24 protein-coding genes are annotated in these 25,029 nt (G+C 70.5%); 14 read left to right on the top strand and 10 right to left on the bottom strand.

From position 1 onward, the window contains the following. The first annotated feature begins 175 nt into the window (after window positions 1-175). Window positions 176-1,285, top strand: coding sequence for a DUF2786 domain-containing protein (locus ACIGYR_RS32810; protein WP_399606633.1), 1,110 nt, complete (start codon window positions 176-178; stop codon window positions 1,283-1,285). A gap of 3 nt (window positions 1,286-1,288) precedes the next feature. On the opposite strand, the gene ACIGYR_RS32805 is transcribed toward ACIGYR_RS32810, so the two are convergent. Both ACIGYR_RS32805 and ACIGYR_RS32800 read right to left on the bottom strand, forming a co-directional pair. After that, complete coding sequence (locus ACIGYR_RS32805) at window positions 1,289-1,804, bottom strand: DUF4232 domain-containing protein (RefSeq protein ID WP_399606636.1); 516 nt, start codon at window positions 1,802-1,804, stop codon at window positions 1,289-1,291. Between the two features lie 277 nt (window positions 1,805-2,081). Next, a complete protein-coding gene (locus ACIGYR_RS32800; RefSeq protein ID WP_399606638.1) occupies window positions 2,082-2,573 on the bottom strand; it encodes a hypothetical protein in 492 nt (163 codons plus the stop codon). A 534-nt stretch (window positions 2,574-3,107) separates the two neighbouring features. Here ACIGYR_RS32800 and ACIGYR_RS32795 point away from each other — a divergent pair. Then, the gene (locus tag ACIGYR_RS32795; protein WP_030651389.1) at window positions 3,108-3,377 is read left to right on the top strand and encodes a DUF397 domain-containing protein; all 270 of its coding nucleotides are present in this window, start codon (window positions 3,108-3,110) and stop codon (window positions 3,375-3,377) included. 119 nt (window positions 3,378-3,496) lie between these two features. Here ACIGYR_RS32795 and ACIGYR_RS32790 read toward each other — a convergent pair whose 3' ends face one another. Beyond that, a complete protein-coding gene (locus ACIGYR_RS32790; protein ID WP_391847703.1) occupies window positions 3,497-3,973 on the bottom strand; it encodes an ATP-binding protein in 477 nt (158 codons plus the stop codon). 365 nt (window positions 3,974-4,338) lie between these two features. Here ACIGYR_RS32790 and ACIGYR_RS32785 point away from each other — a divergent pair, with 365 nt between their 5' ends. The 4 genes from ACIGYR_RS32785 (at window position 4,339) to ACIGYR_RS32770 (ending at window position 8,160) form a co-directional block, all read left to right on the top strand. Then, window positions 4,339-5,163, top strand: coding sequence for a helix-turn-helix domain-containing protein (locus tag ACIGYR_RS32785; protein WP_399606745.1), 825 nt, complete (start codon window positions 4,339-4,341; stop codon window positions 5,161-5,163). Between the two features lie 95 nt (window positions 5,164-5,258). Further along, the gene (locus ACIGYR_RS32780; protein WP_391847704.1) at window positions 5,259-6,719 is read left to right on the top strand and encodes an aldehyde dehydrogenase family protein; all 1,461 of its coding nucleotides are present in this window, start codon (window positions 5,259-5,261) and stop codon (window positions 6,717-6,719) included. 226 nt (window positions 6,720-6,945) lie between these two features. Continuing rightward, entirely contained in the window at window positions 6,946-7,494 is a 549-nt protein-coding gene (locus ACIGYR_RS32775) for a DinB family protein (RefSeq protein ID WP_399606641.1), read from the top strand. 24 nt (window positions 7,495-7,518) lie between these two features. Continuing rightward, complete coding sequence (locus ACIGYR_RS32770; RefSeq protein WP_391847706.1) at window positions 7,519-8,160, top strand: PadR family transcriptional regulator; 642 nt, start codon at window positions 7,519-7,521, stop codon at window positions 8,158-8,160. A 74-nt stretch (window positions 8,161-8,234) separates the two neighbouring features. Here ACIGYR_RS32770 and ACIGYR_RS32765 read toward each other — a convergent pair whose 3' ends face one another. Then, entirely contained in the window at window positions 8,235-9,641 is a 1,407-nt protein-coding gene (locus ACIGYR_RS32765) for a glutamate decarboxylase (protein ID WP_399606643.1), read from the bottom strand. A 25-nt stretch (window positions 9,642-9,666) separates the two neighbouring features. Then, complete coding sequence (locus tag ACIGYR_RS32760) at window positions 9,667-10,953, bottom strand: ion channel protein (protein ID WP_399606645.1); 1,287 nt, start codon at window positions 10,951-10,953, stop codon at window positions 9,667-9,669. A gap of 112 nt (window positions 10,954-11,065) precedes the next feature. Between ACIGYR_RS32760 and ACIGYR_RS32755 the strand changes: the two genes are divergently transcribed. Together ACIGYR_RS32755 and ACIGYR_RS32750 are read left to right on the top strand one after the other, a co-directional pair. Then, entirely contained in the window at window positions 11,066-11,830 is a 765-nt protein-coding gene (locus ACIGYR_RS32755; protein WP_399606648.1) for a MerR family transcriptional regulator, read from the top strand. 184 nt (window positions 11,831-12,014) lie between these two features. After that, on the top strand, window positions 12,015-13,025 hold the full coding sequence (locus ACIGYR_RS32750; protein WP_399606650.1) for a DedA family protein: 1,011 nt from the start codon (window positions 12,015-12,017) through the stop codon (window positions 13,023-13,025). A 24-nt stretch (window positions 13,026-13,049) separates the two neighbouring features. Here ACIGYR_RS32750 and ACIGYR_RS32745 read toward each other — a convergent pair whose 3' ends face one another. Both ACIGYR_RS32745 and ACIGYR_RS32740 read right to left on the bottom strand, forming a co-directional pair. After that, the gene (locus ACIGYR_RS32745) at window positions 13,050-14,705 is read right to left on the bottom strand and encodes a threonine/serine exporter ThrE family protein (RefSeq protein WP_391847710.1); all 1,656 of its coding nucleotides are present in this window, start codon (window positions 14,703-14,705) and stop codon (window positions 13,050-13,052) included. Window positions 14,706-14,850: 145 nt separating this feature from the next. Then, window positions 14,851-15,342, bottom strand: a complete 492-nt coding sequence (locus ACIGYR_RS32740; protein WP_046730908.1) for an inorganic diphosphatase — start codon at window positions 15,340-15,342, stop codon at window positions 14,851-14,853. A 133-nt stretch (window positions 15,343-15,475) separates the two neighbouring features. Between ACIGYR_RS32740 and dacB the strand changes: the two genes are divergently transcribed. From dacB to folE, 6 genes are all read left to right on the top strand, one after another. Beyond that, entirely contained in the window at window positions 15,476-17,032 is a 1,557-nt protein-coding gene (gene dacB / locus ACIGYR_RS32735; protein ID WP_399606654.1) for a D-alanyl-D-alanine carboxypeptidase/D-alanyl-D-alanine-endopeptidase, read from the top strand. Window positions 17,033-17,123: 91 nt separating this feature from the next. Beyond that, the gene (locus ACIGYR_RS32730; RefSeq protein WP_399606657.1) at window positions 17,124-18,257 is read left to right on the top strand and encodes a zinc-dependent metalloprotease; all 1,134 of its coding nucleotides are present in this window, start codon (window positions 17,124-17,126) and stop codon (window positions 18,255-18,257) included. A 192-nt stretch (window positions 18,258-18,449) separates the two neighbouring features. Then, window positions 18,450-19,493, top strand: coding sequence for a tRNA lysidine(34) synthetase TilS (gene tilS / locus ACIGYR_RS32725; RefSeq protein ID WP_399606658.1), 1,044 nt, complete (start codon window positions 18,450-18,452; stop codon window positions 19,491-19,493). An 87-nt stretch (window positions 19,494-19,580) separates the two neighbouring features. Next, on the top strand, window positions 19,581-20,141 hold the full coding sequence (hpt, locus tag ACIGYR_RS32720; RefSeq protein WP_399606661.1) for a hypoxanthine phosphoribosyltransferase: 561 nt from the start codon (window positions 19,581-19,583) through the stop codon (window positions 20,139-20,141). A 195-nt stretch (window positions 20,142-20,336) separates the two neighbouring features. Further along, window positions 20,337-22,376: an ATP-dependent zinc metalloprotease FtsH gene (gene ftsH, locus ACIGYR_RS32715; protein ID WP_391847771.1), complete on the top strand. Its 2,040-nt coding sequence runs from the start codon at window positions 20,337-20,339 to the stop codon at window positions 22,374-22,376. A 112-nt stretch (window positions 22,377-22,488) separates the two neighbouring features. After that, entirely contained in the window at window positions 22,489-23,094 is a 606-nt protein-coding gene (folE, locus tag ACIGYR_RS32710) for a GTP cyclohydrolase I FolE (RefSeq protein ID WP_391847715.1), read from the top strand. Between the two features lie 108 nt (window positions 23,095-23,202). Here the strand turns inward: folE and ACIGYR_RS32705 are convergent, their stop codons facing one another. From ACIGYR_RS32705 to folB, 3 genes are all read right to left on the bottom strand, one after another. Then, window positions 23,203-23,691, bottom strand: coding sequence for a DUF3180 domain-containing protein (locus ACIGYR_RS32705; RefSeq protein WP_399606665.1), 489 nt, complete (start codon window positions 23,689-23,691; stop codon window positions 23,203-23,205). A gap of 105 nt (window positions 23,692-23,796) precedes the next feature. Further along, window positions 23,797-24,408 (bottom strand): 2-amino-4-hydroxy-6-hydroxymethyldihydropteridine diphosphokinase, encoded by a 612-nt coding sequence (gene folK, locus ACIGYR_RS32700; RefSeq protein WP_399606668.1) that lies wholly within the window; start codon window positions 24,406-24,408, stop codon window positions 23,797-23,799. After that, window positions 24,405-24,764, bottom strand: coding sequence for a dihydroneopterin aldolase (folB, locus tag ACIGYR_RS32695; protein ID WP_391847718.1), 360 nt, complete (start codon window positions 24,762-24,764; stop codon window positions 24,405-24,407). Before folB ends, folK begins: the two co-directional genes overlap by 4 nt. Window positions 24,765-25,029: the final 265 nt, after the last annotated feature.

Genomic DNA, 25,029 nt, shown 5'->3' with positions numbered 1-25,029 from the left:
GCGCAGGGCGGAATTCCGGGGAGTGAGACGTCGGCGTCCTCCCGGCCGCGCCGCCCGCCTGCGGGACCCGCCGACGCCGCCCTCCCCGCCTCCCCGTCGCCCTGACCGCGCCAGCCGTCCACAGGCTGTGGACGGCTGGCGCCGCCTGTCGGTGGTGCGTGGCACGATCGGCGGTGTGACCAGTACCGCCAGCACCGTCGAGCGGGCCTTCCGCGCCGCCCTCTACGACGACACCGACACGGGCCTCGACACGGGAGCCTCCCTGCTCGCCGCCGATCCGGCCGCCGACGCCGAACTGGCGCGCCGCGGCGAGGACTTCGCGGCGACGGCCTGGCAGCGCGGCTGGCAGCCCGCCGATGTCGTACGGCTGGTGGCGCGTGAGCTGGAGGACGAACACGTCCGCCTGGCCGCCGCTCTGATCCGGGCGCAGGCCGGGCGGGACCGCCCGCGCGGGCGGCGCTGGGCCGGTCAGCTGGCGGCGCTGCCCGCCGCGCCCGAGCGCACCGCCGACCGCTTCTCGCACGCCACGACCGTCCTGGAGCTGTACCGCCTGCTGCTGCGCCTGCCCGCACTGGAGCCCCTGGAGGAGGAGACCCGCCGTGCCCCCGGCCCGGCTGCCTCCCGCATGCTCACCCGCATCCGCGCGCTGCTCGCCAAGGCCGAGGCGACCGGCTATCCGGAGGAGGCGGAGGCGCTCAGCGCCAAAGCGCAGGAGCTGATGGCCAGGCACAGCGTCGACGAGGCGCTGCTCGCCGCCGAGGCGCCCGCGCCGGACGCGCCCGGCGCCTGCCGCATCGGGGTCGAGCCGCCGTACGAACAGGCCAAGGCGGTCCTGCTGGACGCGGTGGCCACGGCGAACCACTGCCGTGCGGTGTGGAACGAACCGCTCGGCTTCTCCACGGTCGTCGGCTTCGAGGCGGACCTGGAGGCGGTCGAGCTGCTCTACACCTCGCTGCTGGTGCAGGCCACGCACGCGATGGCCAAGGCGGAGGCCGCCCAGCGGGCCGGCGGGCGCAAGCGGACCAAGACCTTCCGGCAGTCGTTCCTCGCGGCCTACGCCCACCGCGTCGGTGACCGGCTCGCGGCTGCCGCCGAGACCCAGGTGACCCAGGATCTGCTGCCGGTGCTGGCCACGCGCGCGATAGCCGTCACCGGCCGGCTGGAGCGCATGTTCCCGGAGACCACCACGACCCGGCTGCGCGGCGTCAGCGACGCGGCGGGCTGGACCGAGGGCGCACGCGCGGCGGACCGGGCACAGGTGAGGACCCGCCCGCGACTGGAGTGAGCGTCAGTCGCCGACCTGCTGGAAGGCGCTCACGGAAGCGTCCGGCCCGCTCCCGTCGGCCTTGCCCGCGACCGGGCCGTACTTCCACGGGAAGCTCTGGCCGGTGTCGGAGCCGGGCAGGCTGATCCTCACGTCCTTCGCGGTCAGGGCGTTCTCGTCGCCGTCCTTGCCCCGTACGTAGCTGATGGAGAAGGTCGCGGAGTCGCCCTTGGCGAGCTTCAGCTTCTGGGCCTTCGCGTCCTTGAGCGCGGGCACGGTCTTCTCGGCGTCGCCGGTGCTCAGCGTGACGGCCGGGAAGTGGTCCAGGGTGCAGGGGGCGCTCTGGTTGGTGATGCTGACCGGGATCTCGCCGCTGTCCCCGGCGGCAGGTGCCACGCTCGCCGACCCGATCTGCACGGAGACCCCGCCGATCTCGCAGGCCGAGCTGTCGCTGTCACCGTTCTTGCCGCCACCGTCGTCGCAGGCGGTCAGCAGCAGGGCGGCGGCGAGGGCGGTGACGGTGAGCGGAATGGCGCGCATGAGCAGTCCCTGTCCAGGTGGTGACGGTGCCCTTGCATCATGGCGCCTGCACCCGAACCCCGCTCGCGCGCCCCTCCGGAACAACCTTCCGGGGACCATCCGCGCGCCCCCGGCGCATGACCACCCGCGCGCCCCTCCGGAACGACCATCCCCGCATCCCTCCGGAGCGACCACCCGCGCGCTCTTCCGGAGCGACCATCCCGCATCCCTCCGGAACGACCACCCGCGCGCCCCTGCCCGAATGACCGCCCGTACCGCTACCTTCGCCGCTCCGTACTCACTGCTTCAGCGCTGTCGGCAAGCCCGACGGCAGCTTCCCGCCCTCCGCCTTGGTGTACGTCTCCTGCCCGGTCTTGCCTGACCAGGTCACCTTCAGCGTCGTGCCGTCGACCGAGTCGACCCTGCCGGTGGTCCGACCTTCGCCATCGCCGGCGCAGGTCAGGTGGAGCGTCTGCCTGCCGTTCTCGGCCCCCGCGGTCCCGTTGCACACGGTCCCACCGGTCGCGAAGACCCCGGCCTGCTTCCCGTTGATCACCAGGGCGACGATCGTGCCGCCGGCGGTGGTGATCCAGCTGCCCTGGATCTCGGCGGAGGCGCCGGTCACGGAAGGGGAGGCGGTGTTCGCCGACGGTGCCGTGGACGTGTTCGGCGTGGACGAGGAGCCGTTCTCCTCCCCGGAGCCGCCGCCGCTGCACGCCGTCAGCGCCAGCGCGCCCACCAGTCCCGCGGCCAGGGCCGCGCTCCGTACTCTCGCTGTCGCACACGTCACCGGAAAGCCCCCAAGCGGTAGCGGCCGGCCGCCCGAGCCGGACGCCCGCAGCGCAAGCTACCAGCAGTAGGGTCATCACCAGGAGGGCTGCCTCCTACGGAAACATCGGCTTCTCCGGCGTCGTAGAGGTACGGGTACTCACTACGACATCGAGCGGATGCCGTCCCTCCGGTGGACGGACGACGATCCGGCCAATCCCACGGACTGGACCATCTCCTGAACCCCTGGAACAGGAAGGGCGCGGTACGCGTCTCTTCCTAGGAAGAGGGGTTCGACCCGGACGGCCCGGCTCAGACGATGGCGCAAAGGATCATGGGAGCGGGCCGGCCGGGGGCCGGCGGGGACAGGTCCTGCCTGCTCCGGGGCAGGCGCCGGAGCGACTCGGGTAAAGCGCACGTCAAAGCTGTAACTGTGGGAACACCCCTCGTGCACGTGCATTTGCTCCTGCACCTGCACGTGAAGCGGGCTATGATCCGGTTCAGTTGACTACAGCATCTATGGCCTCACCAGCCAGTGCACACCGGGGAGCGACCTGTGGACCGCGACGTTGACGGCGTGTACGGGGGGTACGACGTGTACAACGGCATGGCTGCCACGCAGCTGGACGGAGTGGCCTGGCAGAAGAGCAGGCACAGCAACTCGCAGGGCTCCTGCGTGGAGTTCGCGCGACTGCCGGGCGGTGAGGTCGCCGTACGCAATTCGCGCTTCCCGGACGGGCCGGCGCTCGTCTACACGCGCGCGGAGATAGAGGCGATGCTCCTCGGTGTGAAGGACGGCGAGTTCGACCACCTGATCGCGAGCTGACCGCCGGGGCCACCGTCGCGGACGGTGGCAACGATGTCGGGCGGGCTTTGGCCGTACCGCGGGCGGCCGCGACGGGTGTACGCGCGTAGATAGAGGGCGTCCGTCCGTGCGGTGCCGGATCAGCCGGCCGGCCGGAGCCGGAACAGCGCCCATACCACCTTGCCGTCCAGGGCGCCCGCCAGCGGGTGCCAGCCCCAGCTGTCCGCGAAGGAGTCGACCAGGAACAGACCGCGGCCCGACTCGGCGGAGAAGTCGTCCGAGTCCCGCGGGACCGGGGTCTCGTGGCTCGGGTCGCGCACCGCGCACACCAGCCGCTCGGTCCAGCGCATCAGGTGCAGCCGCACGGACGGGTGGTGCTCGTCGGTACGGCACGGGTCGGACGGCACCGCGTGGCGCAGGGCGTTGGTGACGAGTTCGGAGACGACCAGGCATATGTCGTCGAAGCGGTCGCCGACGTCCCACTTGTCCAGGGTGTCCCGGGTGAAGCGCCGGGCCTCGCGCACCGCCTCGTAGCGGGCGGGGAGGGCACAGGAGGCGGCATCGGACACGGCTGCGGGATCCAACGGCGGAAGGCCCTGCCGTAACGGCTTGAGCATGGTCGATCCATTCGTCCCCATGCGAGGCACTCCCGGGAATTCGCGGTCGTTGCGATGCAGCGGTGGCGCGGACCCATGGTTTCGGAACCACAGAGCAGATGCAAGGGCAGATGCACGTGCACGCGACCGAAATGGCACTTCCCGTACCACTTCTTGGCCATTTTTTCTGCCATCTTCCTGTCGGACTTGCCAGAGGTCCGGACCTCTTACCGGTCGGGACCCGGCAGAAACGGCCGAGCTCTTTCCGTTTCCGTAACCGGACGAGTACTGCTCGAAGTGTTTTAGTGGCAGACTTCGGCCCCTGAAGACGGTTGGGGAGGCTGGCGAACGTGAGCGCGGGAGAGCCCGGATCGGTGGTGCGGCGGATGCTGCTCGGCTCGCAACTCAGGCGACTGCGGGAATCGCGGGGGATCACGCGCGAGGCGGCGGGCTACTCGATCCGCGCCTCCGAGTCGAAGATCAGCCGCATGGAGCTGGGCCGGGTGAGCTTCAAGACCAGAGACGTGGAAGACCTGCTGACGCTCTACGGCATCAACGACGAGGCGGAACGCGAGTCGCTGCTCTCCCTCGCCCGTGAGGCCAACGTGGCGGGCTGGTGGCACAGTTACACCGACGTCCTGCCCAGCTGGTTCCCCACCTATGTGGGCCTGGAAGGCGCCGCCTCGCTGATCCGCGTCTACGAGGTGCAGTTCGTGCACGGCCTGCTGCAGACCGAGGAGTACGCCCGCGCGGTGGTCCGGCGCGGCATGAAGGGCGCGAGCGTCGCCGACGTCGAACGCCGGGTGGCCCTGCGGCTGGAGCGGCAGAAATACCTGCTCTCCGACAACGCCCCCGAGTTCCACATCGTCCTGGACGAGGCCGCCCTGCGCCGTCCCTACGGGGACCGCGAGGTGATGCGCGGCCAGCTCCAGCACCTGATCGACATCTCCGAGCGCCCCAACGTGCGGCTCCAGGTCATGCCGTTCAGCTTCGGCGGGCACTCCGGTGAGAGCGGCGCCTTCACCATCCTCAGCTTCCCCGACGCCGACCTGTCCGACGTGGTCTACCTGGAACAGCTGACCAGCGCCCTCTACCTGGACAAGCGCGAGGACGTCGCCCAGTACGAACAGGCCCTCAAGGAGCTGCAGCAGGACAGCCCCGGCCCGGACGAGAGCCGGGACGTGCTCCGCGGTCTCCTACAGCTCTCCTGACCCGGCTCCCTGCTCAACTCCCTTCTCTCGCAAGTACGATGACGTCCGATCAGACGTGGCGTAGATCTGGTGTCCGCTAGCGATTGAGGGATCACATGGCGTCCTGCTTCACCGACCTGGCCCAGCAGTACATCGACGGCGAGTGGCGCCCGGGCACGGGCTCCTGGGACGTCATCGACTTCAACCCCTACGACGACGAGAAACTGGCCTCGATCACGGTGGCCACGGTCGACGAGGTGGACCAGGCGTACCAGGCCGCCGCCCGCGCCCAGAAGAAGTGGGCCGAGACCAACCCCTACACCCGGCGCACGGTCTTCGAGCGGGCGCTGCGGTGGATAGAGGACCACGAGCAGGAGATAGCCGACCTGATCATCGCGGAACTCGGCGGCACGCGCGTGAAGGCCGGTTTCGAACTGCACCTCGCCAAGGAGTTCCTGCGCGAGTCGATCCATCTCGCGCTGCGGCCGGAGGGCAAGATCCTGCCCTCCCCGGTCGACGGCAAGGAGAACCGCGTCTACCGGGTGCCGGTCGGCGTCGTGGGCGTGATCAGCCCCTTCAACTTCCCCTTCCTGCTCTCCCTGAAGTCGGTCGCCCCGGCCCTCGCCCTCGGCAACGCCGTGGTGCTCAAGCCGCACCAGAACACGCCCATCGCCGGTGGCACCCTGCTCGCGAAGATCTTCGAGGAGGCCGGGCTGCCCGGCGGCCTGCTCAACGTCGTCGTCACCGACATCGCCGAGATCGGGGACGCGTTCCTCGAGCACCCCGTCCCCAAGGTCATCTCCTTCACCGGCTCCGACAAGGTCGGCCGGCACGTCGCCACCGTGTGCGCCCAGCACTTCAAGCGCTCGATCCTCGAACTGGGCGGCAACAGCGCGCTGGTGGTGCTGGACGACGCCGACCTCGACTACGCGGTGGACGCGGCGGTCTTCAGCCGGTTCGTGCACCAGGGCCAGGTCTGCATGGCCGCCAACCGGGTCCTCGTGGACGCTTCCGTCGCAGCGGAGTTCACCGAGAAGTTCGTCGCCAAGGTCCGCACCCTCAAGGTCGGCGACCCGCGCGACCCGCAGACCGTGATCGGCCCGATGATCAACTCCGCACAGGCCAACGCGATCTCCGGCACCGTCGAGCAGGCGATCGCCGAGGGGGCCACCGCTCTGGTGCGGGGCACCACGACCGACAACCTGGTCTCGCCCAGCGTACTGACCGGCGTCCCCGCCGACTCCGCGCTGCTCCAGCAAGAGGTGTTCGGACCAGTGGTCTTCCTCGTCCCGTTCGACGGCGAGGAGGAGGCGGTCCGGATCGTCAACAGCACCCCGTACGGCCTCAGCGGCGCCGTCCACACCGGAGACATCGAGCGGGGCGTGGCCTTCGCCAAGCGGATCGACACCGGCATGTTCCACGTGAACGACGGCACCGTCCACGACGAGCCGATCGTGCCCTTCGGCGGCGAGAAGCACTCCGGCCTCGGCCGCCTCAACGGCGAGACGACGCTGGAGGCGTTCACCACGGTCAAGTGGATCTCGGTCCAGCACGGCCGCAGCGGATTCCCGTTCTAGGCACCCTTCCGGCGTGCCGGGCCACCTCTTCCGCGTGCCGGGCCACCTCTTCCGCGTGCCGGGCCGCCGCTTCGGTGTACCGGGGCCGGCCGCCCTTCCGGCATACCGGGGCCGCCCCTTCGGCGCACCGGGGCCATTGAGGACAGGAACTGACCTCAATGGCCCGTAGCGTCTTCTGTACCGGGGAAACGGCCCCGGTGAGCGGCCCGACGAAAGGCGGCACGCCATGGTCACGCATGTTCCGGCAGAGGCGAAGGGCGACGAGCGGGGGGCGCTGCTCGCGTTCATCGAGGAGCAGCGCGGCGGGATCCGCCGGTCGCTGCTCGGGCTGACCGAGGAGCAGGCCCGGACCCGTCCCAGCGTCAGCGAGCTGTCCCTGGGCGGCCTGCTCAAGCACGTCGCCGAGGTGGAGCAGAGCTGGATCGCCCGCGCCCGGCAGGAGCCGCCGGCGGTCCACCGCGACGAGTCCAACTGGCACGAGACCTTTCGACTGGTCGGTGACGAGACGGTCGCCTCGCAGCTGGCGTACTGGGAGCAGGTGGCCGCCGAGACGGAGAAGTTCATCCGCTCCGCGCCCAGCCTGGACGACACCTTCCCGCTGCCCCCCGACCCCTGGTTCCCGCCGGAGGGCCGTGTCTCACTGCGCTGGCTGGGTCTGCACCTGATCCGCGAGCTGGCCCGGCACGCCGGCCACGCCGACATCATCCGCGAGTCGCTGGACGGGAAGACGGCGTTCGAGCTGGTGGCGCTGGAGCAGGGCGGCTCCTGGGGATGATCGCGGGGTCCTAACCTGGACCCCATGTCAGCGATCCGTCTCCTCGTGCTCGGCGCGGTCCGCCAGCACGGGCGGGCCCACGGCTACCAGGTCCGGAGCGATCTGGAGTACTGGGGCGCGCACGAGTGGTCCAACGCCAAGCCGGGCTCGATCTACCACGCGTTGAAGCAGATGGCCAAGCAAGGGCTGCTGCACGCGCACGAGATCGCGCCGTCCACGGCGGGCGGCCCGCCGCGCACCGAGTACGAGATCACGGACCGCGGCGAGGAGGAGTTCTTCCGGCTGCTGCGCGAGTTCCTGGTCTCCTACGACCAGAAGACGGACGTCCAGTCGGCCGCCATCGGTTTCCTGGTCGAGCTGCCCCGGGCCGAGGTCCTGGAGCTGCTCCGGGAGCGGATGCGCCGGATCGAGCGCTGGCGGGCCTCCGTCACCGAGCACTACATCCCCGACGGCGGCCCCGCTCAGCTCGGCCACATCGGCGAGATCATGCACCTGTGGATCCACACGGCCGACTCCCACGAGTCCTGGACCCGGGACCTGATAGCCCGCCTGGAGGCGGGCGCGTACACCTTCGCGGGTGAGGGCGAGCCCTTCGTCGGCGTGCTCGCCGAGGGGCAGGAGAACCCGTACGCGACGGGGGAGCGGCACCCGGAGGACGACCGCTGACGACGCCCGGCCAGGCCGCCGGGGCCGGTGCCGCCAGGGCGCACGCCGGCCGGTGGTGGTGGCGCGAACCGGGCCTAGTGGTGGAAGCCGGTGGCCGCGTCCTTGTCCCGGGTCAGCGGGTGCTGCTGCCGGCGCAGCTCGGGCAGCAGCCGGGTCAGGTCGGCCACGAACAGGTCGGCCAGGTCGTGCGAGAAGCCGTTGCGGCACACGATCCGCAGCACGGAGAGGTCCTCACGGTTGGCCGGGAAGGTGTAGGCGGGCACCAGCCAGCCGCTCTCGCGCAGCCGCCGGGACACGTCGAAGACGTCGTACGACGTGACGCCCTCTGCCGTGGCCAGCGCGAACACGGGCAGCTGTTGCCCGCGCGTGAGCAGCCGGAAGTCGCCGAGGGCCTCGATCTTCCCGGCGAGCGAGGTCGCCACGTCCCGTGTGCACTGCTGCACCGCCCGGAAGCCCTCCCGGCCCAGCCGCAGGAACGTGTAGTACTGCGCCACCACCTGGGCGCCGGGCCGGGAGAAGTTGAGGGCGAAGGTCGGCATGTCTCCGCCCAGGTAGTTGACCCGGAAGACCAGCTCCTCGGGCAGGGCCTCGTTGTCCCGCCATAGGGCCCAGCCGACGCCCGGGTAGACCAGCCCGTACTTGTGCCCCGAGGTGTTGATCGAGGCCACCCGCGGAAGACGGAAGTCCCACACCAGGTCCTCGTCGAGGAAGGGCGCCACCATGCCGCCCGAGGCAGCGTCCACATGCACCGGGACGTCCAGGCCGGTGACCTCCTGCAGGCCGTCCAGGGCCGCGCACAGCTCGGCGATCGGCTCGTAGGAGCCGTCAAAGGTCGAACCGAGGATGCCGACCACCCCGATGGTGTTCTCGTCGCACAGTGCGACGGCGGCCTGCGGGTCCAGGTGGAAGCGGTCGCCCTCCATCGGGACCAGCCGGGCCTCCACCTCCCAGAAGTTGCAGAACTTCTCCCAGCACACCTGGACGTTGATGCCCATGATCAGATTGGGGCGCGCCCCCGGGTACCGGTCGGCGTTCCGCTTCGCCCAACGCCGCTTCAGTGCCATCCCGGCGAGCATGCACGCCTCGCTCGATCCGGTGGTCGAACAGCCCACCGCGGCCGACGGGTCCGGCGCGTTCCACAGATCGGCGAGCATCGCCACGCAGCGCCGTTCCAGCTCGGCGGTGCGCGGGTACTCGTCCTTGTCGATCATGTTCTTGTCCCGGCACTCGGCCATCAGCACCCCGGCCTGCGGCTCCATCCAGGTGGTGACGAAGGTGGCCAGGTTCAGCCGGGCGTTGCCGTCCAGCATCAGCTCGTCGTGCACCAGCTGGTACGCCGTGGACGGGGGCAGCGGGGCGTCCGGGAGCCGGTGCGTGGGCGGGTCCTCGGTCATGCCGCCGACCGGGTTGGCCTCCCCGAAGAACGGGTTGACCGACACCGTCCGCGTCTCGTGCTGCGCGGGACCTTTGTGCAGAGCCATAGGAGTGCCTCCAGGGGGATGGGAGTCAGCGGACCGGGGTGCCGTCCTCGCGGAGCTGCATCTGCGGGCGGCCCGTCACCAGCAGCCAGGCCGGCAGCGAGGCGATGCACAGCACGGCGATGATGCTGGGTGAGGCGACGAGGACGGCGGCGGTGAAGAGGCTCACCCAGCCTTGCCGGGTGATCGCCAGGAGCATGCCCAGCACACCCGTGGCGACGCCGAGGGAGGGGTTCACGGCCGGCACGAGCGCATGGGCGCACAGGCCCAGGGCGGTGCCGACGAAGACCGCGGGGAAGATCCGGCCGCCCCGGAAGCCGCAGGACGCTGCGACGACCAGCGCGGCCAGCTTCACCACCGTCATCGTGGCGAAGTGCCCCGCCGACCAGCCCTCCGGGTCCTGGGCCAGCTTCCCGACCTCCGACAGGCCCTTGAACAACGTCAGATGACCGCCGAGGGCCGCCAGGGCCCCCAGTACGGCCCCGCCCGCCGGAAGCATCAGCATCGGGTGCCGCAGCCGCCCGAAGCCCGCGTGGACGTACGGGAAGGCGTAGACGGCGCACATGCCGAGCAGCGCGGCCACCGAGGCGATCACGAGCGCCGCCACCACGTCCCGCCAGTGCGGGTGGCCCAGGGCCGGCAGCCCGAGGTCGAAGGTCGGATGGGCCACCAGGGTGGTGGTGATGGCCCCGCAGGCGCCGGCGGTCAGCGGCGCGAAGATGTTGTCCCACAGCCGCCCGCGCATCGGCTGCCCGGCCAGTGCCTCGGAGATGACCAACGCCGCCGCCACCGGTGTGCCGAACAGCGCGCCGATCGTCCCCGCCTCGGCCAGCACCGGCCACAGACTGTCCGGTGTCCTGGGCAGAAGACGCCCGCCCAGCCAGGCCGCGAGGCCCACGTTCACGGCGATGATCGGGTTCTCCGGGCCCAGGCTCGGGCCGCCGGCCAGCATCAGCCCGGTCGCCAGCACCAGCCCCGGCAGCACGGCCGCCGGCAGCACCGGGGCGTTCAGCCCGATGGTGGCCGGGTCGGGCCCGGCATGGCCGGGGACCTTCCAGACCACCAGCCCGACGGCGATCCCGGTCGCCACGAGCATCACGAACATCCACAGCACGGAGTAGCGGCCCACGCCGAGCGCGTCCGGCAGGGGCCCCCACAGCACGTGCTGGAGCTGCTCCGCCGCCGTGCTCACCCCGACGAAGATCAGGCTGGCGGTCACGCCCACGACGACCGCGGGCAGGATGAACGGCAGCAGCGCCCGCGCCGGGGCCGTCGAGGCGCTCGGGGGCGCCTGCTGCGTCGTCTCCTGAGCCACGGGCTCACCATAAACGGACGAAAGTCACACAACATCCCGAAAGGGAGCGGGCTTGCACCTCACGTGACGTGAGGCGTCAGCGTGGAGGCGTACCGACCGAGGGAGCGGAAAAGTGAGCTACTCCGTGGGACGGGTCGCGGGGTTCGCCGGGATCACGGTGCGTACCCTGCACCACTACGACGAGATCGGCCTGCTCGTGCCCAGCGAGCGCACGTACGCCGGACACCGGCGTTACAACGACACCGACCTCGACCGGCTCCAGCAGATCCTGTTCTACCGGGAACTCGGCTTTCCGCTCGACGAGGTCGCGGCCCTGCTCGACGACCCGGACGCGGACCCGCGCGCGCACCTGCGCCGCCAGCACGAACTGCTGACCGCCCGGATCGAGAAGCTGCAGAAGATGGCCGCGGCCGTGGAGCACGCCATGGAGGCACGCACGATGGGCATCAACCTGACGCCGGAGGAGAAGTTCGAGGTCTTCGGCGACTTCGACCCGGACCGCTACGCGGACGAGGTCGAGGAACGCTGGGGCGACACCGAGGCGTACCGGCAGTCGCAGCGCCGTACCGCCTCGTACACGAAGGAGGACTGGAAGCGGATCAACGGGGAGATGGACGCGATCCACCACCGGATGGCCGCCCTGCTCGGCGACGGCGTGCCCGCCGTCTCGGAGGCGGCCATGGACGTCGCCGAGGAGCACCGCCGGTTCATCACGCGCGCGTACTATGACTGCGGGCACGAGATGCACGCCTGCCTCGGTGAGATGTACGTCGCCGACGAGCGCTTCACCGCCACGTACGAGGCCGTCCGGCCCGGTCTGGCCGTGTACATGCGGGACGCGATCGTGGCGAACACGGCCCGGCACGCCACGCCGTGACGTCCTGGCCCGGGAGCGCGCGGGGTTCGCTCCCGGGCCCGCTCGAGTCACAGCATTCCCCCGGTGATCCCACAGGGCATCCTGGAGTCACCGGTGGAACCTGGGGCGGCCACATCACGTTGATAGCTTTGTGCGGCCCTCCATGGGCGCCGTAGCCGCCTTCACCCTTCAGGAGCCCGGACCCGTGATGACACTCGCCCTCGGCCCGAGCTGGCTGGATCCCAACTACCTGCTCGACACCTACAGCATCTGGGGCCTGCTGCTCATCGTCTTCGCCGAGTCCGGCCTGCTCATCGGCTTCTTCCTGCCGGGTGACTCACTGCTGTTCACCTGCGGCCTGCTGATCACGTCGAAACAGCTGGACTTCCCGCTGTGGGGGGCGATCGCCCTGATCTGTCTCGCCGCGGTCCTCGGCGACCAGGCGGGCTACATGTTCGGCAAGAAGGTCGGCCCCTCTCTGTTCAACCGGCCCGATTCACGCCTGTTCAAGCAGGAGAACGTCACCAAGGCACACGAGTTCTTCGAGAAGTACGGCCCGAAGTCCCTGGTCCTGGCCCGGTTCGTGCCGATCGTGCGCACGTTCACGCCGATCATCGCGGGCGTCAGCGGCATGAAGTACCGCTCGTTCCTGATCTTCAACGTCATCGGCGGTGCCCTGTGGGGCGCGGGTGTCACCCTGCTCGGCTCCTGGCTCGGCAACATCGCCTTCGTCAAGACCAACATCGAGGCGATCCTCATCCTGATCGTCCTCGTCTCCGTGATCCCGATCGCGATCGAGTTCCTGCGGGCCCGCGGCAAGGAGAAGAAGGCCGCCCGGGCCGCTGCGCAGACCCCGCGGCAGCAGGCTCCCCAGTACCAGCAGCAGCCGGTCATGGACGCCGCGACGACCCAGCTGCGCCGCATCGAGCCGGACCAGCCGTACGGCGACCAGTACGAGCAGCCCTACCAGCAGCCCCGGCAGCAGGAGCAGCACTGGAACCAGGGCTACGACCAGCAGCACCCGCAGCAGCAGTACGGCCAGCAGGGGTACGACGAGCAGCACTACGGCCGGCAGCAGCACGGTCAGCAGGGTCAGGACTACGGCCGGCAGCAGCACGGTCAGCAGCAATACGGCCAGGACCAGTACGGCCAGGACCAGTACGACCAGAACCAGTACGACCAGAACCAGTACCCGTACGACTACCCCCGGCAGTAGCCCGGGGCGCGGGGGCTCCGCCGCCTAGAAACCGCGGGTCCGTTTCGCGGCCCGGCGCTTCCCGGGGGAGCGCACCCGCAGGAACAGCCGGAAGGTCTCCGACCCGAGATTGACCCCGATGGCGATGGCCATGGCCAGCGACGCCGCGTTCGCCAGCGACACCAGCCCCTTGTCCACCTCGTTCTGCGCCATGCTCAGCAGCCCGAAGTACGTCGCCGACCCGGGCAGCAGCGGCCCGATCGCCGCCGTCGTGTAGGGCAGCGCCGACGCGAACCGGTAGCGCGACAGCAACTGCCCGAAAAGGCCCACCAGCCCCGCCGCCACGGCCGTGGACGCCACCGGCGAGATGTCGGCGACGTAGTGCATCGCGCCGTACACCGTCCACGCCACGCCTCCGTTGAGAGTGACCCACAGCACGGTCGACCGTTCCTGCTGGAGCAGCACCGCGAAGGTCAGCGACAGCAGCATCGACGCGGCGATCTGCACCACCGGCCGCTCGTTGATGATGAGCGCCGCGTCCGGGTTCAGCTTGCCGCCGACCTTGACGCCGAAGTAGAGGACGACCAGCACGCCCGCGACGATGCCGACGAAGAAGTACATGACCTCCAGCAGACGGGCGGAGGCGGTGATGTAGAAGCCCGTCAGCCCGTCCTGCACCCCCGCGACCAGCGCCCGCCCGGGCAGCAGCGCGAACAGGCCACCGGTGACGACAGCGGACGCCTTCACGTCGACGTGTGCCAGCGCGAACGCCACCCCGATCGCCGCGGGCGGCATCGCGGCCACGGTGAACTGGTAGAACTCCGGCAGCCCGCGACCCGCGCACAACCACGCCAGCCGGTCGCCCAGCATCGCGCCGACGGCCGCCGCGAAGAACACGATCAGATCACCGCCGACCAGCACGGAGGCCGCACCGGCCAGCAGCCCGTTCGCCAGGGTCAGCGCCCAGCCGGGGTAGGGGTGCCGGTTGCGGCGGATCTCCGCCAGGCGCCGGTACGCCTCCTCCAGGGAGACATGGGTCTCGGGGTCGGTGAGGTCGTCCACGAGCCGGAACACCGCAGCGAGACGCGTGTAGTCGGTGCCCCGCCGTCGTACCGTCCGGGAGGCCGTCACCGGATCCTCCACCAGGGACGGCTGGTGCGAGATCGACAGCAGCGTGAAGGTGACGTTCGGCTCGCACCGGTCCAGGCCGTAGGACCGGCACACCGCGAACATCGCGGCCTCCACGTCCTCCGCGCCCTCGCCGCCGGCCAGCAGCAGCTCGCCGATACGCAGGGTCAGGTCGAGCACGCGCGGGACGGCCGGGCCTTCCTCCTCCTCGCGCTGCACCGCCTCCGGGGCCGGCCGCTCGGTCACCGGCATGCGCAGCATCGTGCGCATCCGGTCCTGCCAGGGGGCGTCCTTGACCAGGCTGACCAGCGGCACCCCGGTGGCCGGCGTGAACGCGCCCGGCGCGTCCTTGGCGCTGTAGGTACGCGGTGTGCTGAACGCCGAGCCCTCCGGCTCGGCACCCGGCGACTGCGGCGCCTCCAGCCCCTCCGGCACCGCGAACTCGGACGTCGTCTCCGACTCAGCGGTGTTCTTCAGGACGTCCAGTCCCGCGGGAATGGCGAACTCGGACGTGATCTCCGGGTCGTATCGCGCCTCGTCCGACCGGGGCTTGCGCTCCTCCGCCTCCGTCACCTCGCACCGCTCCCTGCCCTACGCCTTCCGTACGCCTCAGTATGCGCACACGTACCCGGAGGAGCCGTATCCGTGTGTCTATGCGAACGCATACGTGCGAACGGGCCGCACGCGTACGCGTGCGGCCCGTTCGCGGGAGAGGGGCTCAGTGGCCGCCCTGCTCCTTGAAGCGCTTGTACGACCGCTCGATCTCCACCTCGGCGTCCGTACGGCCCACCCAGTTGGCACCCTCGACCGACTTGCCGGGCTCCAGGTCCTTGTACACCTCGAAGAAGTGCTGGATCTCCAGGCGGTCGAACTCCGACACGTGGTGGATGTCGCGCAGGTGCTCCACACGCGGGTCGGTGGCCGGCACGCACAGCAGCTTGTCGTCGCCGCCCGCCTCGTCCGTCATACGGAACATGCCGATCGCGCGGCACTTGATCAGGCAGCCCGGGAAGGTCGGCTCGTCAAGGATGACCAGCGCGTCCAGCGGGTCGCCGTCTTCGCCGAGGGTGTTCTCGACGAAGCCGTAGTCGGTCGGGTAGGCGGTCGAGGTGAAGAGGCGACGGTCCAGGCGGATCCGACCGGTCTCGTGGTCCACCTCGTACTTGTTCCGCGAACCCTTCGGGATCTCGATCGTGACGTCGAACTCCACCGGTGGCTCCTCCATGATCAACACATAGTTCTGGTGGTTAAGTGTCCCTCACGCAGGTGTGTGATCGCGAAAGGGGCTGGTGGTCGTGCCAGAGCTCGGGCCTTGGCGAGCGGCGAGACCGCAGGTGGCGCGGATGGTGAACGCCGTCCGACCGCGTCTGGCGGGCGCCGTGACGGCCGCCCGGCCGCGGATCGTGCGGCTGACCAAGGCCGTGCGAGTCGGCCCTGCGCACCTCCCCCGTCTCCCCCTGTCGCGCACCGTCAGGTCCTGGCAGTACACCGCGGGCGCCGTCACCGCCGGCCTGGCACTGGCCGTCGGCGTGGTGACCGTCGCCGGTCCCTGGGACGCCAACGGTCAGCGTACGGCCGAGCGGGACCGGGCCGCCGCTCTGGAGCGGTCAGGTGGCGCAGATCACGGCGGCGCCGGTACGGCCGCGGGCGCACCGCTGCCCGCCCCGAGCGCCGCACCCGTCCTGGCGGGCCTGGGTGACGCCACGACCACCGTGGACACCAAGAAGGCGGCCCCGGACGGAAAGACGTTCTCGGACGTCCTCAGGCCCCTGCTGGACGCCCCCGCGCTGGGCGGCCGCCGCTCCGCGGCCGTCGTCGACGTCACGACCGGCGAACGTCTGTACGGCTCCGACGCCGGCGAGGCCCTCACCCCCGCCTCCACCACCAAGATCGCCACCGCCGTCGCCGCCCTGTCCGCCCTCGGCCCCGACCACCGCCTCACCACCCGCACCGCCCTCGAACCCGACACCCGCGAGCTCGTCCTGGTCGGCGGCGGTGACCCCACCCTCACCGCAGGCACCCGGCCCGGCGGCTGGGCGAGCCTGCGGGCGCTGGCGGCGGACACCGCGAAAGCCCTGGGCGAGCGCGGCATCCGCGAGATCACCCTCTCCTACGACACCACCCTCTACAGCGGGGCCGCCCTGCACCCCATCGGCCCCAACGACAACCTCGCCCCGGTCAGTGCCCTGGGCGCCGACGAGGGGCGCACCGACGGCTCCACCAGCGGTCCGGCGGCCCGCGTGAGCGACCCGGCGGCGGACACGGCGGCCAAGTTCGCGGGCTTCCTGAAGGGCGCCGGCATCACGACCACGTCCCCCGGCCCCTCCAAGGCCAGCACGCGCGCGGAGACCCTCGCCACCGTCACCTCGCCCCCGCTGGCGGCCCTGGTCGAGCGGATGCTGACCAACAGCGACAACGACATCGCCGAGGCCCTGGCCCGCCACACGGCCCTCGCCGGCGGCGAGAGCGCGAGCTTCGCCGGCGGCGCCAGGGCGATCGCCACGCAGCTGCGCAAGTTCGGCCTGCCGCTCTCGGGCGCCTCCTTCCACGACGGCAGCGGCCTCGACCGCGACGACCGGCTCACCGCCGACCTCCTCACCGGCCTCCTGGTCAAGGCGGCCGACCCGGACCGCCCCGGCCTGCGGCCCGTCCTCACCGGCCTGCCCGTGGCCGGCTTCACGGGCACCCTGAGCAGCCGCTACACCGACGGCGCGGCCGGCGTCGTACGCGCCAAGACCGGCACCCTGACCGGCGTGAACACCCTCGCCGGCACGGTCGTGGACACCGACGGCCACCTCCTGGCCTTCGCCTTCCTGGCCTCGGACACGACAGACGCCCTGCAGGCCCAGTCGGCCCTGGACACGGCCGCGACGGCACTGGCGGGCTGCGGCTGCCGGTGAGACGCCGCCACCGCCGGCCGCCCACGGCCTGTCCCGACCCCGGCCGCGCACGGCCTGCCCCAACCCGCACCGCTCACGTACGGTTGACAACATGACGAGCTTCGGTGGCACCGCATCTCCCGGGATGGTCGACTGGAACCTCGCGGTGGCAACCGCGACACGGCTCGTACGACCCGGCCCCGACGTCAGCCGCGACGAGGCCAGGGCCGTCGTCGCGGAGCTGCGACGGCACGCGAAAGCCTCGGAGGAACACGTCCGGGGCTTCACTCGTATGGGCACCGAGGAGACCCACGACACCCCCGTCCTCGTCGTCGACCGCCCCGGCTGGGTCCGCGCCAACGTCGCAGGCTTCCGCGAGATCCTCAGGCCACTGTTGGAGAAGATGCAGGAGCGCCGCGGCAACAACCCGGGCAGCGCCGTCCTCGGCGCCGTCGGCGGCAAGGTCACCGGCGTCGAACTCGGCATGCTGCTGTCGTTCCTGTCCTCCCGCGTCCTCGGTCAGTACGAGACCTTCGCCCCCGCCGGACGCGACCTCCCGGCCGGTGAGAACGGCGCCGGCCGGCTGCTGCTCGTCGCACCCAACATCGTCCACGTGGAGCGCGAACTCGACGTCGAGCCGCACGACTTCCGCCTGTGGGTGTGTCTGCACGAGGAGACCCACCGCACCCAGTTCACCGCCGTGCCCTGGCTGCGGGACCACTTGGAGGGCGAAATCCAGTCGTTCTTGGCGGAGACCGACGTCGACCCGATGACCTTCCTCGAACGCATCCGGGAAGCGGCCCAGTCCCTGGCCGGCGGCCGTCCCGAAGGCGAGGAGGAGGACGGCGGACGCTCCTTCGTGGAGCTGGTCCAGACCCCCGCCCAACGCGAGATCCTCGGCCGGCTCACCGCCGTGATGTCCCTCCTGGAGGGCCACGCCGACTACGTCATGGACGGCGTCGGCCCCAGCGTCGTACCGAGCGTCGCGGAGATCCGCGAGAAGTTCCAGCAGCGCCGCGCCAAGGGCGCCTCCCGCCTGGACCTCGCCCTGCGCAAGCTGCTGGGTCTGGACGCCAAACTGAGGCAGTACCGGGACGGCGAACGGTTCGTCCGGGCCGTCGTGGACCAGGTCGGCGTCGACGGCTTCAACCGCGTGTGGACCTCGCCCAACACCCTGCCCACCAAGGCGGAGATCGCCAAACCGGCGGACTGGGTCGCACGGGTGCACCGCAAGGCCGATTCGTGAACGACACGAGGGCGTCGTGAAACGAATCCGGCCGACGGCAGGCGAACGCCCCTCCAATCACCCGTCCGAGGGAGCGTGAGCCATGCGTAGGCGTGCAATGCTCGGGGAACGGCCCGCTTCTGTCACCATCTACACACTCTGAGTGACCGTACGCGGGCTCACCCCCCGAAAACTTCATGAAGGGAACCGGACATGGGTCCCCATCCTGCGGTCGCGGCGATACGCCTGGCGGTCCGCCGCGTCCTACACGACATCCTGAACGACCATCAGACCTCCCGCGCGCTCGCGGGCCGGCACCCGGGCCCGGCGTCCGAGCGGCCCCCCTCCCCGCTCGTCCTCGTCGCGTGCTCCGGCGGCGCCGACTCCATGGCCCTCGCCTCCGCCCTCGCCTTCGAGGCCCCCAGGCTCGGTGTCCGCGCCGGCGGGGTCACCGTCGACCACGGCCTCCAGCCCGGCTCCGATCTCCGCGCCGACGAGGTCGTCCTGCGGCTGCGTGAACTCGGCCTCGCTCCCGTCGAGTCCATCGCCGTGACCGTCGGCCGCGAAGGAGGGCCCGAGGCCGCGGCACGCGACGCACGCTACGCCGCCCTGGACGCCGCCGCCGAACACCACGGCGCCACCGCGATCCTGCTCGGCCACACTCGCGACGACCAGGCCGAAACCGTCCTGCTGGGCCTCGCCCGCGGCTCCGGCACCCGCTCCCTGTCCGGGATGGCCGCGGTCTCGGGGGCCGGCGGCCGTTACCGGCGCCCCTTCCTGCAGCTGGACCGGCAGACCGCCCGCAAGGCATGCATGGTCCAGTCCCTCCAGGTCTGGGACGATCCGCACAACGCGGACCCGGCCTACACCCGCTCCCGGCTCCGCCATGAGGGCCTGCCCGCCCTGGAGAAGGCCCTCGGCAAGGGCGTCGTGGAGGCACTCGCCCGCACCGCCCAGCTCTCCCGCGACGACGCCGACGCCCTGGACGCCTGGGCCAGCCAGGCGGAACCCTCCGTGCGGGACGCGGCCGGCCTGCTGGAGTGCGCGAAGCTGTACGCCCTCCCGCCCGCCGTACGCCGCCGGATCCTGCGCCGCGCGGCCATCGAGGCCGGTGCCCCCGCAGGTGCGCTGTTCGCCCGCCACATCGAGGAAGTCGACCGCCTGATCACCGGCTGGCGCGGCCAGGGAGCCATCAATCTCCCGGGCAAAGTCGTCGCCCAGCGGCAGGGTGGCAGACTGGTGATTCGGCAAGGCTGAATTTCCGACCTCTCCCGGAGTGACCCTCCGGCGGGCCGGGCGGCGGAGGCCGTGGATGCGGCCGTAAGTGCGGGACGACCGAAAGTGATGCGGGTGGACGCGAAAGACATGGGTGCCGACCTCCAGCAGGTGCTCATCACCAAGGAAGAGATCGACGCGAAGCTGGTCGATCTGGCCGCGAAGATCGACGCGGAGTACGCGGGCAAGGACCTGCTGATCGTCGGCGTCCTCAAGGGCGCGGTGATGGTCATGGCCGACCTCGCCCGGGCGCTGTCCACCCCCGTCACCATGGACTGGATGGCCGTGTCCTCCTACGGCGCGGGCACCCAGTCCTCCGGTGTCGTCCGCATCCTCAAGGACCTCGACACCGACATCAAGGGCAAGCACGTCCTGATCGTCGAGGACATCATCGACTCCGGGCTGACCCTGTCCTGGCTGATCAACAACCTCGGCTCCCGCGAACCGGCCACCCTGAAGGTGTGCACCCTGCTGCGCAAGCCGGACGCCGCCAAGGTCGCCATCGACGTCGAGTGGGTCGGCTTCGACATCCCGAACGAGTTCGTCGTCGGCTACGGCCTCGACTACGCCGAGAAGTACCGCAACCTGCCGTTCGTCGGTACGCTCGCGCCTCACGTCTACGGCGGCTGAGCCAGTCGGCCCAAGCCCGGCAGGACGATCGGGAACCCCAGCGGGTTCCGCGCCGTTGAAGCATGCAGAGGCGGGTTTCCCAGCCGTCGAAACGGCTCCGTGCGGCTTCGCGCAACAATGCTGGGGTACCGTCAGAAGAACTGTCTTATCAAACTCACTATGGCAGGAGGGACGGGGCGGCACCGCTCCGTATGGATGGACGTGAAGCGATACTTCCGTGGGCCGGTCATGTGGATCGTGCTGGCCGTCCTTGCCGTGGTCGTGTTGATGCAGGTCGTCGGCTCGTCCGGCGGCTACAAGACGGTGGACACCGGCCAAGTCGTGGCGGCGATCAACGACAACAAGGTCGAGTCGGCCAAGCTCACCACCGGTGACGAGCAGAGCATCAAGGTCACGCTCAAGGACGGCGTAAAGGTCGAGGGCAGCTCGAAGATCCAGGCGAGCTACATCGGCGACCAGGGCTCCCAGCTCGCCGGCAACCTGCAGAACAAGTACCAGGACAAGCAGATCCCGGACGGCTACACGGTCTCGCCGTCCAAGCAGAACCCGTTCGTCGGCGTCCTGCTCTCCCTGCTGCCCTTCGTCCTGATCGTCGTCGTCTTCCTGTTCCTGATGAATCAGATGCAGGGTGGCGGTTCCCGGGTCATGAACTTCGGCAAGTCCAAGGCGAAGCTCATCACCAAGGACACGCCCAAGACGACCTTCTCCGACGTCGCCGGCTGCGACGAGGCCGTCGAGGAACTCCAGGAGATCAAGGAGTTCCTCCAGGAACCGGCCAAGTTCCAGGCCGTCGGCGCCAAGATCCCCAAGGGTGTGCTGCTCTACGGCCGCCCGGGTACCGGCAAGACCCTGCTCGCGCGCGCCGTCGCGGGCGAGGCCGGCGTCCCGTTCTACTCGATCTCCGGTTCCGACTTCGTCGAGATGTTCGTCGGCGTCGGTGCCTCCCGCGTCCGTGACCTGTTCGAGCAGGCCAAGGCGAACGCCCCGGCGATCGTCTTCGTCGACGAGATCGACGCGGTCGGCCGCCACCGCGGCGCCGGCCTCGGCGGCGGTCACGACGAGCGCGAGCAGACCCTGAACCAGCTGCTCGTGGAGATGGACGGCTTCGACGTCAAGGGCGGTGTGATCCTGATCGCTGCCACGAACCGCCCGGACATCCTCGACCCGGCGCTGCTGCGTCCCGGCCGCTTCGACCGCCAGATCGCGGTCGACCCGCCGGACCTCCAGGGCCGTAAGGAGATCCTCAAGGTTCACCAGAAGGGCAAGCCGGTCGCGCCCGACGTCGACCTGTCCGCCGTCGCCCGCCGCACCCCCGGCATGACCGGTGCCGACCTCGCCAACGTGCTCAACGAGGCCGCGCTGCTCACCGCCCGTGGCGACCAGAAGCTGATCGACAACAAGGCGCTGGACGAGGCGATCGACCGTGTGGTCGCGGGCCCGCAGAAGCGGACCCGGATCATGTCGGACAAGGAGAAGAAGATCACCGCGTACCACGAGGGCGGTCACGCCCTGGTCGCGGCGGCCTCACCGAACTCCGACCCGGTGCACAAGATCACCATCCTGTCCCGCGGTCGCGCCCTGGGCTACACGATGGTCCTGCCGGACGAGGACAAGTACTCGACCACCCGCAACGAGATGCTCGACCAGCTCGCCTACATGCTGGGCGGCCGGGCGGCCGAGGAACTGGTCTTCCACGACCCGACCACCGGTGCCGCGAACGACATCGAGAAGGCCACCAACCTGGCCCGCGCGATGGTCACGCAGTACGGCATGACCGAGCGTCTCGGCGCGATCAAGTTCGGCGGCGACAACAGCGAGCCCTTCCTCGGCCGTGAGATGGCTCACCAGCGCGACTACTCGGAAGAGGTCGCCGCGCTGGTCGACGAAGAGGTCAAGAAGCTCATCGAGACCGCGCACAACGAGGCCTGGGAGATCCTGGTCGAGAACCGCGACGTGCTCGACCAGCTCGTCCTTCACCTGCTGGAGAAGGAGACCCTGGGCAAGGAGGAGATCGCGGAGGTCTTCGCCCCGATCGTCAAGCGCCCGCCGCGGCCCGCCTGGACCGGCTCCTCCCGCCGTACCCCGTCCACCCGCCCGCCGGTCCTCTCCCCCAAGGAGCTGGCACTGACCAACGGCGCGAACGGCTCGGCAGCCGCGATCAGCACGACCAAGTCCACCGCCACGGAGTCCGCCCCGATGACGGAGCAGACCCCGGAGGACCGCCCCGAGAGCTGACCGTGTTCCGGCCGCCAGGGCCGGAATGAACGCCGCGCCCCCCAGGTTCTAGCCTGGGGGGCGCGGCAGTTTTGTATGCCCGCGGGTAAGACGTACAGGAACGAGGCATCAGATGACCGACCCCGTGACGCTGGCCGGCGACGGCTTCATCGGCGATTTCGATGAGAAGCGCGCCGAGAACGCTGTTCGCGAACTTCTGATCGCGGTCGGCGAGGACCCGGACCGTGAGGGCCTGAGGGAGACGCCGGCTCGGGTGGCACGGGCCTACCGGGAGCTTCTCGCGGGACTGTGGCAGGAACCCGAGGACGTTCTGACGACCACGTTCGACCTGGGGCACGACGAGATGGTCCTGGTGAAGGACATCGAAATCGTATCTTTGTGCGAACATCATCTGCTGCCGTTCCACGGCGTGGCGCACGTGGGTTACATTCCGGCCGAGACAGGCAAGATCACCGGCCTGTCCAAGCTGGCGCGCCTGGTCGAGGTCTTCGCCCGCCGTCCGCAGGTGCAGGAGCGGCTCACCACCCAGATCGCGGACTCCCTCGTACGGATCCTCGAGGCGCGCGGCGCGATCGTCGTCATCGAGGCCGAGCACATGTGCATGTCCGTGCGGGGCATCCGTAAGCCGGGCGCCAAGACGACCACGTCGGCTGTCCGGGGCCAGCTGCGGGACGCCACGACCCGCGCCGAGGCAATGAGCCTGATACTGGCGCACTGACCTGACCGTCAGTGGGCGGTACCCCCCTCGGTCAGTGGAGTCGAGCGCCGATCGAGGGGATCGCCCGGTCACCGGCCGCCTGGACCGGCCCGTGAGCCCTGGTGGACGTCAGGCCACCGGCTCCGCTCCCGGGTGGTCCTGGTCGTCGTCCTCGGGGAGTTTGCAGACCCGTTCGAGGAACAGGGCCGCCGCTATCACGCCGAGGCCGGCCAGGACCGAGAGACCGGCGTAGATCGCCTGGTCCCGGCGGGTGGGGATGTCCAGCAGCTCCAGCAGAAAGACGCCCGTGCCGCCGTACATGCCGGCGACGAGGGCCGCGACCAGGGCGCTGGCCTGGCCGAAGACGACCGCCCGGGCGGCCATCAGCGGGTCGACGCCTTTGGCGCCGGGCCGGCGCTCGCGCTGGGCCTTGAGACGGGCGCGCAGCGAGAGCGCCGTGGAGAGCAGCACCACCGCGATCAGCGCGAGGACGATGGGGGCGGCCAGAGGCACGCTGGGGAGGGTCCCGACCGAGTTCCACAGGCGGGCACCCGCCCAGGACAGGACGCCGGCCACGACGAACACGCCCGCCAGCACCCTGATGCGCAGCTCTCTCACGGTGTCCCTTCAGCTCCCCCGGCCCCTGCCGGACGGTGGTCGTCCTGGTCGTGGCCAGTGCCGGACGGTGGTCGTCCTGGTCCTGACCCGTCTAGACCTTAACGACTACTCGGGCAGCTGGAGTTCCAGGTCCTGGCGGTGTGCCACGCCTTCTCGGGTGACGGCCGCCAGCAGCTCGGCCACCGTGCCGCGGCCGGGGAGCTGTGCCTGGGGGTCCACGTCGTGCCAGGGGGCGAGCACGAAGGCGCGTTCGTGGGCGCGCGGGTGGGGCAGGGTGAGGTGCGGGTCGTCCGAGGTGACGCCGGCGTAGGCGACGATGTCGACGTCCAGGGTGCGCGGGCCCCAGTGCTCGTCCCGGACGCGGTGGAACGCCTCCTCGACGGCGTGTGCCCGCTCCAGCAGGGACGCCGGGGGCAGGGTCGTCTTGAGGACCACGACCGCGTTGAAGTACGACGGCTGGTTGCCGGGCGCCACGCCCCACGGAGCGGTCTCGTACACCGGTGAGACGGCCTTCACGCGGACGCCCGGGGTGTCCTCCAGGGCGTCGACGGCCCCCTGGAGGGTCTCCAGGCGGTTGCCGAGGTTGGAGCCGATGGAGATCACGGCCCATTTGGGGTTGCTCAGCGTCGTGTCGGCGGCGTCCACCTGCTCGACGACCGAGGCGGGCACCGGCTGCACGGTCGGGTCGCTGTGACCCTGGCGGAAAGGTCGGGTCATACTCGGCTCCGGATGATGGTGACGGTCACGTCGTCGAAGGGGACGGTGATCGGCGCGTCCGGTTTGTGGACGCAGACCTCGACCTCCTGAACGCCTTCGTGCTTCAGGCAGGTCTGGGCGATCCGCTCGGCGAGGGTCTCGATGAGGTTCACCGGCTCGCCCTCGACCACGGCCACGACCTCCTCGGCCACGATGCCGTAGTGCACGGTCTTCGTCAGGTCGTCGTCGGCCGCGGCCGGCCGGGTGTCCAGGCCGAGGACGAGGTCCACGATGAAGGTCTGGCCCTCCTCGCGTTCCTTGGGGAAGACACCGTGGTGCCCGCGGGCCTTGAGGCCGCGCAGCGCGACACGATCCACGCGAATCACTCCTGCAATCGTCGGGAACGACCGGCCCGTACCGCGTGCGGGCGGCACACCGGCCTCAGACGAATCTACCTGCGGGCACCGGCACAGCCGGGCCGTGGGGGCGTGCGCCTGGGCCGGTGCCCGCAGGGTTCACCGGGCGTTTTCCCTGGGGAACCCGGCACTGTCATGGGCTGGTAGCCGCTCATACCCGGGGGTAGGTGATTCCAACCACTTCCCGTTCCCGGCGAGGCGGCGTGCACCGGACCGGGTCCCCGGT

The organism is Streptomyces sp. NPDC053076 (genome assembly GCF_044546845.1).
GTDB lineage: Bacteria > Actinomycetota > Actinomycetes > Streptomycetales > Streptomycetaceae > Streptomyces.
Note: the sequence above shows the minus strand (reverse complement) of the source record. Positions and strands in the feature narration are given on the sequence as shown.